At 62.9% G+C, this 10,413-nt stretch carries 11 protein-coding genes and 1 riboswitch; of the genes, 7 read left to right on the forward strand and 4 right to left on the reverse strand.

Features of this window, described 5'->3' with window-relative positions; all coding sequences use genetic code 11:
- Nucleotides 1–337: 337 nt before the first annotated feature.
- On the forward strand, nt 338–553 hold the full coding sequence (locus tag QVE23_RS08465) for a hypothetical protein (RefSeq protein ID WP_021748608.1): 216 nt from the start codon (nt 338–340) through the stop codon (nt 551–553).
- 91 nt (nt 554–644) lie between these two features.
- Here QVE23_RS08465 and QVE23_RS08470 read toward each other — a convergent pair whose 3' ends face one another.
- Nucleotides 645–1,781 (reverse strand): pyridoxal phosphate-dependent aminotransferase, encoded by a 1,137-nt coding sequence (locus QVE23_RS08470; protein WP_025545014.1) that lies wholly within the window; start codon nt 1,779–1,781, stop codon nt 645–647.
- 146 nt (nt 1,782–1,927) lie between these two features.
- Nucleotides 1,928–3,775: a hypothetical protein gene (locus QVE23_RS08475; RefSeq protein WP_021748605.1), complete on the reverse strand. Its 1,848-nt coding sequence runs from the start codon at nt 3,773–3,775 to the stop codon at nt 1,928–1,930.
- Nucleotides 3,776–3,959: 184 nt separating this feature from the next.
- Between QVE23_RS08475 and QVE23_RS08480 the strand changes: the two genes are divergently transcribed.
- Entirely contained in the window at nt 3,960–4,520 is a 561-nt protein-coding gene (locus QVE23_RS08480) for an RNA polymerase sigma factor (RefSeq protein WP_287967931.1), read from the forward strand.
- Complete coding sequence (locus tag QVE23_RS08485) at nt 4,517–5,068, forward strand: hypothetical protein (RefSeq protein WP_287967932.1); 552 nt, start codon at nt 4,517–4,519, stop codon at nt 5,066–5,068. Before QVE23_RS08480 ends, QVE23_RS08485 begins: the two co-directional genes overlap by 4 nt.
- 73 nt (nt 5,069–5,141) lie before the next feature.
- Here QVE23_RS08485 and QVE23_RS08490 read toward each other — a convergent pair whose 3' ends face one another.
- Nucleotides 5,142–6,242 (reverse strand): M20 metallopeptidase family protein, encoded by a 1,101-nt coding sequence (locus QVE23_RS08490; protein ID WP_036629913.1) that lies wholly within the window; start codon nt 6,240–6,242, stop codon nt 5,142–5,144.
- Between the two features lie 177 nt (nt 6,243–6,419).
- A riboswitch (Lysine riboswitch) is annotated at nt 6,420–6,587 on the forward strand.
- Between the two features lie 121 nt (nt 6,588–6,708).
- Here QVE23_RS08490 and dapA point away from each other — a divergent pair.
- The 4 genes from dapA (at nt 6,709) to QVE23_RS08510 (ending at nt 10,125) form a co-directional block, all read left to right on the forward strand.
- Nucleotides 6,709–7,596, forward strand: coding sequence for a 4-hydroxy-tetrahydrodipicolinate synthase (dapA, locus tag QVE23_RS08495; RefSeq protein WP_036629911.1), 888 nt, complete (start codon nt 6,709–6,711; stop codon nt 7,594–7,596).
- Nucleotides 7,593–8,312, forward strand: a complete 720-nt coding sequence (dapB, locus tag QVE23_RS08500; protein ID WP_021748599.1) for a 4-hydroxy-tetrahydrodipicolinate reductase — start codon at nt 7,593–7,595, stop codon at nt 8,310–8,312. The genes dapA and dapB overlap by 4 nt, the downstream gene beginning before the upstream one ends.
- Nucleotides 8,312–9,013 (forward strand): 2,3,4,5-tetrahydropyridine-2,6-dicarboxylate N-acetyltransferase, encoded by a 702-nt coding sequence (gene dapD / locus QVE23_RS08505; protein WP_021748598.1) that lies wholly within the window; start codon nt 8,312–8,314, stop codon nt 9,011–9,013. The genes dapB and dapD overlap by 1 nt, the downstream gene beginning before the upstream one ends.
- A 161-nt stretch (nt 9,014–9,174) precedes the next feature.
- Entirely contained in the window at nt 9,175–10,125 is a 951-nt protein-coding gene (locus QVE23_RS08510) for a ComEC/Rec2 family competence protein (protein ID WP_021748597.1), read from the forward strand.
- A gap of 85 nt (nt 10,126–10,210) precedes the next feature.
- Here QVE23_RS08510 and QVE23_RS08515 read toward each other — a convergent pair.
- The coding region (locus QVE23_RS08515) for a hypothetical protein (protein WP_287967934.1) at nt 10,211–10,413 on the reverse strand (203 nt) is incomplete at its 5' end.

Below are 10,413 nucleotides of genomic sequence, written 5' to 3' on the forward strand. Positions count from 1 at the left end.
CGGGGAGGGCGGCCCCAGGTACGACGCGTTCCTCACCCGCAAGAAATTCCAGGAGGCACTGCGCACCGCGGTGCTGGATACTCTCCGCACGCCGGAGGGCCAGGAGCTCCTGACCAAGGCCATCCGGAAAGAGCTGGCGAATCGGCAGAAGTGATGTGCGGCGGCGAAAGGGGCGGGGGATCGTGATCTCCCATCCTGTGTGTGCTCCGGGTGTATGGGGGAGGCGAAATGCGGCCGGAGGGAAAATCCGCGGAACGTTTGCCAACATCCGCTGCGCATAATACCATACAGAAATCAGGAGGGAACTGACGGATACAGACTGGGGGGGCAGGCTCAGATGAAGAATGTTCTGTATATAATCAAAGTGGTGGCACTGGCCTGTGCGGCCGGAGTGATTATGACGATCCTGGGGGCTTTTCCGCCTCTGTCGTTCCTGTATAACTGGCTTGTGGGCCACGGCCTGCAAAATGTATGGGTTGGACTGATGGCCGGTGTCATCGCCATCTGCGTGTCCCTGTACAATATGCACCACGCGAAAAAGAAACGGAAGTGAGCGATTTGCGCTCAGTCCGGCTGAGAGGCTTGGATGCTCTGACCAATCAAAAGAGCCGCGGGAGTTTGATCCCGCGGCTCTTCTTGCGCGTTTACAGGCTCTTGATGAACTTCTCGATCCGGTCCAATCCCTCTTTCAGGTCCGCGTCGGAGTAGCAGTAGCTCAGGCGCATGAACCCCTCGGTGCCGAAGTGGATGCCGGGGATGACGCCCACCAGGCCCTCCTTCAGCATCCGGGTGCAGAAGGTGTTGGAGTCCATGCCGAACTTCCGGATGTCCACAAACATGTAGAAGGCGCCCTCCGGCTTCTCCACGTCCAGGCCCATGTCCACCAGGCGCTGGTAGACGTAGTCCCGGCGCCTGCGGAAGATCTCCACCACATCGCTGGTGTCCGTCTCCAGGGCCGTGACGCAGGCCCGCTGGACAAAGGAGGGCACGGAGGTGACACAGTACTGGTGGAACACCTGGATCCGGTCCATCAGCTTGGCGTCCGCCATGCAGTAGCCCAGGCGCCAGCCGGTCATGGCATAAGGCTTGGAGAAGCTCTGGACCACAATGATCCGGTCCCGCATGTCCTGGTACTCAGCAAAGCTGTGGTAGTCCTCACAGTAGGTCAGAGTGCGGTACACATCGTCGCACAGGACAAAGATGGGCTTGTCCCGGAGGATGGCGTGGACGGCGTCCAAGGTCTCCTTGGTGTAGACGCAGCCGGTGGGATTGTTGGGGGAGGTCAGGATGATGGCCTTGGTCCTGTCGGTGATGGCGGCCTTCAGTTCCTCCGGCACGATCTGGAAGTGGTTGTGCTCTGTGGGCAGGGAGACGGGCACACCGCCCTGTAGCTGGACCAGCGCCTCATACAGGCCGAAGGCAGGGGTGGGGATGATGACCTCGTCCCCTGGGTTCAGGATGGTGGAGAAGGAGGCGAACAGCGCCTCCGTGGCGCCCACCGTCAGGATGATCTCACTGGGGGCGTAGTGGAGGCCATGGGCCTCAGCCTCGAATTTGGAGATGGCCTCCAGCGCGTAGGGATAGCCGTTGCCGGGGGGATAGTGGGTATCGTTGGCGTCCAGAGCGGCCTTGGCGGCCTCCTTGATGACGTCGGGGGTGTTCAGATCCGGCTCGCCGATGGTCAGGGCGCAGGCGCCGGGGGTATCCCGCACCAGATAGGTGAACTGCCGGATGCCGGACAGCTCCACGCCCATAACGGCATTGTTCAGAGTCAGGTCCATGGATTTTCACGCTCCTTTTTGTTCATGAAATTCAGTATATCCGGATGAAAAAGGGATGTCAACGGCAGTTTCCACAAAAAGGGAGGCACCGAAAAGAAAGCGGCCCCGCCGCAATCTGCGGCGGGGCCTGCTGGGAGACTGCATTTTCAGGTGGGCTGATTGGAAGAGGCAGCATCTTCTGCCGGCTGGCCCGTTTCGGCGGGGGCATCAGCTGGCGCCTCCTCCGGGGTGAAGGTCACGGGGGTCTCTCCGGCCCGGGCGACGGAGGTGCCGGAGAGAATGCCGCCGCCCTCCCCTGCGGTGTAGGCGATAGTCACCTGATCCCCGGCATTCAGGATCACCGCCAGGGGGTTCTCCGCGGCGTTGACGGCGTAGAAGGTGTCCTGTCCCTCCAGCCGCAGGAAGTAGTAGGAATTGCCGTCCAGCACAGCGGTGCGGATCTCAGCGATGGCGCCGCTGATCTCCTCCTGGTCAGAGGGAACAGCCTCCGCATCCCCGTCGGAGATGAGGCCGCTGTCGGCCAGTGCCCGGCGGTAATTGGCCTCGCACTCCGCTACGGTGCTGCCGGTCTCTACAATGTTGTACTGCTGGACGTTCACCATGGCGTACATCTTCACCAGACCGTCTTCACCCTTGAGGGACATGAAGTAGGTGGGCTGGTCGGCGATGTTCAGCAGCAACGGGAAGGTGGCCACGTAACGCATCTGCTGGACCTGACTCATGGCGCTGGCCTGCGCGGACGCCTCTGTGGCGCCGGCGACAGAATAGAAGTGCGTCTCCTTGGTCCGCTGGTTGGAGAGGATGAATCCGATGTTGGACTGGTCGGATGTCACAGAGGTGACACCGGTATACATATACACGTCATCCCCGATGGCAATATAATTGTAGCCTTCTGTGGTGTGCGTCACATCCCGCTGGCCGAAAATGGAGTTGATAAAGCCGTTGTGGTACATTCCGTAATAATCGTACTGCTCCATAATCAGATTCGCGTCATAGACGTGGTCCACCCAGTTGGGGACCTCCTCATAATACTGGCTCTCCCCGGTAACGGCGTTCACCAGAACGGCCCCCTGGATGTCCGTGCCGCCGAAGAGGCCGATGGTCTTCACCATGCGGGGGCAGACCCAGTAGGGCTCGCCCTCTTCATTGATCTCAAACACCGGATCGGCAAACATATATGTGGGATAGTGGAACCGCAGGTGGCGGGGCAGATACCGCCCGAAATGCTCGGCGGTGGTATATTTCATCCCCTCGTCCAGGCGGACCACTTCCGCCTCCTGGGTCACCATGTCGATAATCAGATAAGCGGGCAGGCCCGCGGAGCGGTTGGTGAACCACTTGACCAGATCTCCATAGGCCAGGGAAGTCACGCGCACCGGGCGACCCTGGTAGTTGATCTGGGTGTAGGAGGGCAGGATCTCAAACTGGGAGACCATATCCGCCAGTTCGCCCAGTTTGCGGCTGCCCAGGCGCGCGGCGGAGTCTTCGTCCAGCATGGGGATCTGATTGTAGGAGATCTCCTCCACCTCGGAAGCAAAATCACCATCTTTGATGGAAAGCAGCTTGCTGTAGCTTCCGGCCCGGATTACCACCCAAGAGGTAAGGCCGCCGATGATGATGGCGGCGATCAGAGCCACCAGGACCAGGAAGGGGATGGTGCACTGCTTTTTCACAAAGCCGAAGTACCCCTTCACGCCCTCCCCCTGAAAGCCGGAGGTGAGCACGGCGCACACGCAGTACACCGCGCACAGCAGGAACACGAAGACATAGAACTCCTCCGCGTGGAAGTTCAGGGCGGGCAGCTCGAAGTAAAAGTACCCCAGGCCGAACAGCAGCGTCACGCCCAGATTGATGAGCGTCCGCGTGAAGGCGTTGCCAATGGCCTTGCGGGGCTTCCGCTCCCGCTTGGGACGCTGGGGCTGGGAGGCGTCCCCGCCGCTGAAACCGCCGAAAGCACTGGGGTCAAAGCCTCCGAAGTCAAATGAAAATGGCATAAAAACCCAATTCCTCCTTTTTCAGATGGGCCGAATTGAAACCCATGATACAGGAAAAGTGTGAACAAATCAAGGTTTCCCGTCAGAACACCATTCCGATTCCGAAAAGATTATGGTAAAATCAAAACAACATGTAAGCTCTGTGCGGAAACTGCGTGTAGAGAAGTGGAGAGGAGGGACGGCATTGGAGGATGCCCGGATCGTGGAGCTGTACTGGGAGCGGGACGAGGCGGCCATTGCGGAGAGCAGCGCCAAGTACGGCGGCTACTGCTACCAGATCGCCTTCCGCATCCTGGCCCTGCGGGAGGACGCGGAGGAGTGCGTGGGAGACACCTGGCTGCGGGCCTGGGAGGCCATGCCGCCCAGCCGCCCCGGCAGGCTGGATACGTTCCTGGGGAAGATCACCCGGAACCTGTCCCTGGACCGCTGGCGGGCCCTGCGGGCCCACAAGCGGTGGCAGGGACAGGCGGAACTGGCGCTGACGGAGCTGGGGGACTGCCTGCCCGCCTCCGGCGGCGTGGAACAGGAGGTGGAGGCCGCCGCCCTGGCGGAGAGCCTGAACCGCTTTTTGGAATCCCTGCCCCAGGAGAAACGGGTGCTGTTTGTCCGTCGGTACTGGTATCTCTGCTCCGTGGAGGAGCTGGCCGCCTGGAGCGGCAGGCGGCGGGGGACGGTCTCCGCGGCGCTGTTCCGCCTGCGGCAGGACCTGCGGGAACACTTGGAGAGGGAGGGATTCACCCTATGACAAGGGAACAGCTGCTGGATGCTGTGGGAGATATCCGGGATGCGTTCATCCGGGAGGCTGCGCCGCCCGCCTCGTACCGCAAGCAGCGGGAATTCCCCTGGACCGGCGCGGTGGCGGCCTGCCTGGCGCTGATGATCGTGGGCTCCACATTCTTCCTGTCACAGATGAACATGGGGGACGGAGCCACTGGAAGCGGCGGCGCCTCTGCCGTCACGGAGGACACGGCGGAGGTCGGTGAGTCCGGCGGAACGGTGAACGGTGCAGCAGACGGCACAGACGATTCTGAGCCGGAGACAGCGGCGATCACTGTCACGGTGGATGGCACGGTGTATGTGCAGGCAGGCGGCGTGGGCCGCCATCCGGAGGCGTGCCCGGAGGGATTCTCCTACGCTGGAGAGGCGGAGCTGCCGGACACCGGGGAGCTTTGTCCCTACTATGCCGACCCGGAGCGGCCGGGGCAGATCTATGTCTATCAGAGCTGCTGGGATGAGGGGACCGGAACCACCTATATGGCCTATGTCCGCTACGAGGCGGAGACAACAAACTGACCGCGGGCGGAAAGAGAAAGCAGGGCCGCCGGAGGGGATCCCCTCCGGCGGCCTTTTGCGTATGAGCCTGTCCTCACGGCAGCATCAGCAGCTTTTTCAAAAATTCCACGCCCCTGGGCAGAACGGCCTCGTCATCAAAGGTGAAGTCCGGGGCGTGAAGCTGGGGGGTATCCCCGGTGCCCAGGAAGAAGAACAGCCCCGGCGCATACTGCTGGTAGAAGGAGAAGTCCTCCGCCGCCAGCACTGGCTTTTCCATGAGGGTCGGCGCGTTATCGCCCAGCTGGGCGGCGATCTTCTGATAGAGCTCTTCGTGGTTCCACACGGCGGGGTAACCCTCGCTGAGGTGGACGTCCAGGCTGCAGCCGGTCTCCGCTGCCACGGACCGGCCGATGTCCTTCAGCTGCTGACGGCAGAAACGGAAGGTGTCCTCCCGGTAGGTGCGCAGGCTCCCCTCCAGCACGGTGCGGCCGCTGATGGCGTTCCGGACTGTGCCGGAGACCATCTTGCCGAACCGCAGCACCCGGGGCTGGTCCGGGGGCAGCTGTTCCATCATGTCATAGGCCCGCTGGAGGTAGGAGATGCCCGCCGTCAGGGCGTCCAGCCCCTCGTCCGCCCGGGACATGTGGACGCTGCGGCCTTCCACGGTGACGGTGACCTCGTTGGACCGTGCCATCAGCGGGCCGGGGCGGGAGGCGATGGTCCCGGCCTCCAGGCCGGGCCACAGGTGCAGGCCGAAGATCCGGCGGACCCGGTAGCGCTCCAGCACGCCGCTCTCACACAGCTTTCCGGCGCCGCCGGTGGTCTCCTCCGACGGCTGGAAGAGGAAGAGCACGTTCCGGGGCAGCTCGGCCAGATGCTCCGCCGCATACTCCGCCAGGGTCAGGACCATGGCGGTGTGGGCATCGTGGCCGCAGGCATGCATCCGCCCGGGATGGACAGAGGCGTAGGGCAGGTCCGTGGCCTCCGTCACCGGAAGCGCGTCCAGCTCCGCCCGAAATGCCACGGCATCGCTCTTCCCTGCGTCGAACCAGGCGCAGACGCTGCCGGTGATGGGAGAGAACACCCGGCAGGGCAGCGGGGCCAAAATGCGCTGGACCAGCTGAACCGTCTCCGGCAGCTGGTTATCCAGCTCCGGGATGCGGTGCAGGGCACGGCGGTAATCGACGGCGGACATGGACAGGACCTCCCCTTCTGAGATGACATTAATAATCATATCATACCACAGACACGGTTGGGTGACCAGAGGAACCGGGATTTTTCGTCCCTTTTGACAAGGAAACGGGACTGCCGGACGCGCTTTTTTCCGTTTTTTCCCTTGCCAAAAGGGAGAATGTAATGGTATGATACCAGAAAATGAGATAGAGGCGCGGATGCGACGAGACCATGGGAGCCGACGGGCGAGGATCGTGGGGGAGGCAAGTCCGCCGAACTCCCTGGTCAGGTATGGGCAGGGGGTGGGTCCGTGGGGAATACCCACGGGACTGTCCGCGGAATTTTCCGCGGGGGCGCTATCCGCTTACAGGGAACTCCGCTTTTTGCATGGGTGCAGAGGTGTGAAAGAGCTGTCGGTAGGGGCGTGTCTCTACCGACTTTTTTGTTGCTTCAACCAACGGACAAAAAGAAAGACGGAGGACACTCACATGAAATTTGAACATCTGCAAGGTTCCATTGTCGCCATGGTCACCCCGTTCCGCCAGGACGGCAGCGTCAACTTCGATATGCTGACAGAGCTGCTGGAGCGGCAGATCGCCGCCGGTACCGACGGCATCCTGACCCTGGGCACCACCGGCGAATACTCCACGATGAGCCATGAGGAGGATGCCGCTGTGGTGGAGCACACCATCCGGGTGGTGGACGGCCGGGTGCCGGTGATGGTGGGCAGCGGCTCCAACTGCACTGTCACCCAGATCGAGAAGAGCCGGCTGTACCAGTCCATGGGGGCGGATGCCCTGCTGCTGATCTCCCCCTACTACAACAAGGCTAACGCGGAGGGGATGTACCGCCACTTCGCCGAGACGGCGGACGCGGTGGACATTCCCTGCATCCTCTATAATGTGCCGGGCCGTACAGGCTGCTCCATCCCGGTTTCCGTGGTGGAACGGCTGGCCCGGCACCCCAACATCGCCGGCATCAAAGAAGCCAGCGGCGATATGTCCTACGCCATGAAGATCGCTCGCTGCGTGGGACCGGATTTCGCCCTGTACTCCGGCAACGACGACATCACTGTGCCCATCCTCAGCATCGGCGGCAGCGGCGTCATCTCCGTCTACGCCAACGTGATGCCCGCCATGTGCCGCCAGATCGTGGCGGACTGGCTGGACGGGAATCATGCCCGGGCCCTGGAGAACCACCTGCGGTACCTGCAGTTGATGAACGACCTGTTCCTGGAGGTGAACCCCATCCCGGTGAAGGCCGCCATGAATATGATGGGGCTGGACGTGGGTCCCATGCGGCTGCCCCTGTGCGAGATGGGGGAGGCCAACGCCGCCACACTCCGCCGGACGCTGGAGGAGGCGGGACTGCTGTGAGGATCATTTTGATCGGCCGGGGCAAAATGGGGACGCTGATCCGGGAGACCGCTGCGGCCGCCGGGGATGAGATTGAGGCCGTCTTCGGCCGGGACGATCTGGGCCAGCTGGGCAGACTGGGGCGTGTAGCGGACGTGGTGATGGATTTTTCCCGCCCGGAGGCTCTGCCGGAGGTCGCCTCCTATGTCCGCCGGACGGGGACGCCACTCCTCTCTGGAACCACCGGGTATACGGAGGCGGAGAAGGGGAGTCTCTTTGCCCTGGGCTCTGCGGCCCCGGTGCTGTGGAGCGCCAACTACTCCCTGGGGGTGGCGGTGCTGGCCCGGGCCCTGCAGGTCATCGCCCCGGTGCTGGGGCCGGATTTTGACATCGAGATCACCGAGACCCACCACAGCCAGAAGGCGGACGCCCCCAGCGGCACCGCAAAGCTGCTGCTGGAAGCTGTCGATCCCCAGCACCGCCTGCGGCCGGTGTATGGCCGGGAGGGGAACTGCGGCCGCCGGGAGAAGGATGAGGTAGGCATCCACGCACTCCGGGGCGGCACCGTGGCCGGGACCCACACGGTCCATTTCTTTGGGCCGGATGAGGAACTGGAGCTGACTCACCGGGCTGCCAGCCGCCAGATCTTTGTGAACGGGGCCCTGCACATCGCCCGGCTGCTGCCTGGGCGGCCCAAAGGGGTCTATGACCTGCAAAAAATCTTGTTTGGAGCGTGATGGCTTTGAATGCACAGGAAATCATCAACTATATCGCAGATTCCCCCAAGAAGACCCCAGTAAAGATTTACGTCAACCTGTCGGCTCCGGTGGACTTCGGATCCGCTGAAGTGTTCGGTGAGGGAAAGAGCCGCATCGTCTTTGGGGACTGGGCCGAGCTGGCGCCCATCCTGGAGGACAACCGGGAGAAGATCACCGACTGCGTGGTGGAGAACGACCGCCGGAACTCCGGCGTGCCCCTGCTGGACCTGAAAGATCTCAAGGCCCGGATCGAACCCGGGGCCATCATTCGGGAGAAGGTGGAGATCGGCGAGGGTGCCGTCATCATGATGGGGGCCATCCTCAATATCGGTGCTGTGGTGGGCAAACGCACCATGATCGACATGGGGGCTGTCCTGGGCGGACGGGCCACGGTGGGAGACGACTGCCACATCGGCGCCGGAGCCGTGCTGGCCGGGGTGGTGGAGCCCGCCTCCGCCACCCCGGTAGTGGTGGAGGACGGCGTCCTGGTAGGCGCCAACGCCGTGGTGATCGAGGGGGTGCGGATCGGCGCCGGGGCTGTGGTGGCCGCGGGCGCTGTTGTGACGGAGAACGTCCCTCCCAACGCGGTGGTGGCCGGAACCCCCGCCAGGATCATCAAGATGAAGGACGCCCGGACGGAGGGAAAGACCGCCCTGGTGGACGCCTTGCGGAGCCTGTGAACTGGAGAAGAAGCGGCCCTGCGGCGTTGTGCCGCAGGGTCCCTTTTATCAGAACGTCAAAATTTAAGACAAAAATTTGGCGGCAATCGTTTGCGGTTTCGATTGCCTGGGGCGGCGCCTTGTGATATTGTAATAGCAACAATCGAACAGGGGGGCTGGACATGCTGGTATTGGACTTCATCAACGTGGGCAACGGCGACTCCATCCTGGTCCGGGAGATGGAGGGGGAACGACTGCGTTTTTCCATGCTGGTGGACTGCGGCCACGACAGCCTGGAGCGGGACGACCACCCGCCGGTGGAGGACCCCCGCTCCTGCCGGATCTTTGCCGGGGATTTCCTGCGAAGTCAAGGTGTGGCGCATCTGGATATCCTGCTGGTCACCCACTTCCACCGGGACCACATCGGTGGTCTGGGCCGGGTGCTGGAGACCGTCACTGTGGGCGAGCTGCTGACCCCCTATGCGCCCCCCGCCGATTCCGGCCCTCTGGACCCGGACGGAGACAACGGCCTGCCCAAGGCAGCGCGGAACGTGCTGCGGTGTATGGACCTGTACGCCGGCCCCCTGCGGCGGTACGGAGACCGGATCGGCCGGATCAAGGAGCTGCCGGGGGACCGGATGGAGTGTCTCCGGCTGACGGACGACCTCACCATGGACATCCTGTTCGGCGAGCCCGCCCTGTACCCCCGGCAGAGAGCGGTGTACGACGCCGCCTTCCGGGGGGAGCGGAACGGCTATGACCTGATTCACTGGGGAAAGTCCATGAACGTCTCCAGCCTGCGCCAGCGGCTGTACTACCATGGGAAGGAGATCGTTCTGGGGGGCGACGCCTACGCCCACATGTGGGAGACGCAGACCGCCACCCCCTGCGACATCCTGAAGGTGCCCCACCATGCCTCCCTGTCCTCCACCACCCGGAAGCTGCTGCGGCTGCTCCAGCCGAAAGCCGCCGTGGTCTGCGTGGCCGCCGGACGTCCGGACGAGCGGCCCCATCCTTATATCGTCTCCCTGCTGAAGGAATTCACGGAAGATGTCCATTTCACCGATGCGGTGGAGATCCCCGGCCTGGTGGAGCCGGTGTTCCACACGTCCGTCCATATAGAGCTGCCATGAGGAGTTCTCTGATAAAAAAGAGACCGCCCCAGCCGCCGTTTTCAAAACGGCGGCTGGGGCGGTGCGGCTTCAGGGGGGGAGCAGATTACTGCACGCCCTCCCGGTTCAGCAGCTCCAGGATTCTGGCGTCATCTTCCACCGTGGCGCTGGGCATGGGGAAGGTGCCCGCACTGGTGGCGGCGATGCCCCGCAGGCGGCAGGCCTCGTTGATGACGGGCAGGAAGGGGCTGCGGATGGCATACAGGTCCATCAGATAGCCGACCTCTTTCGCATCGCGGGAGAAGTTCT

This window comes from Oscillibacter sp. KLE 1728 (assembly GCF_934833455.1).
Lineage (GTDB): Bacteria > Bacillota > Clostridia > Oscillospirales > Oscillospiraceae > Oscillibacter > Oscillibacter welbionis.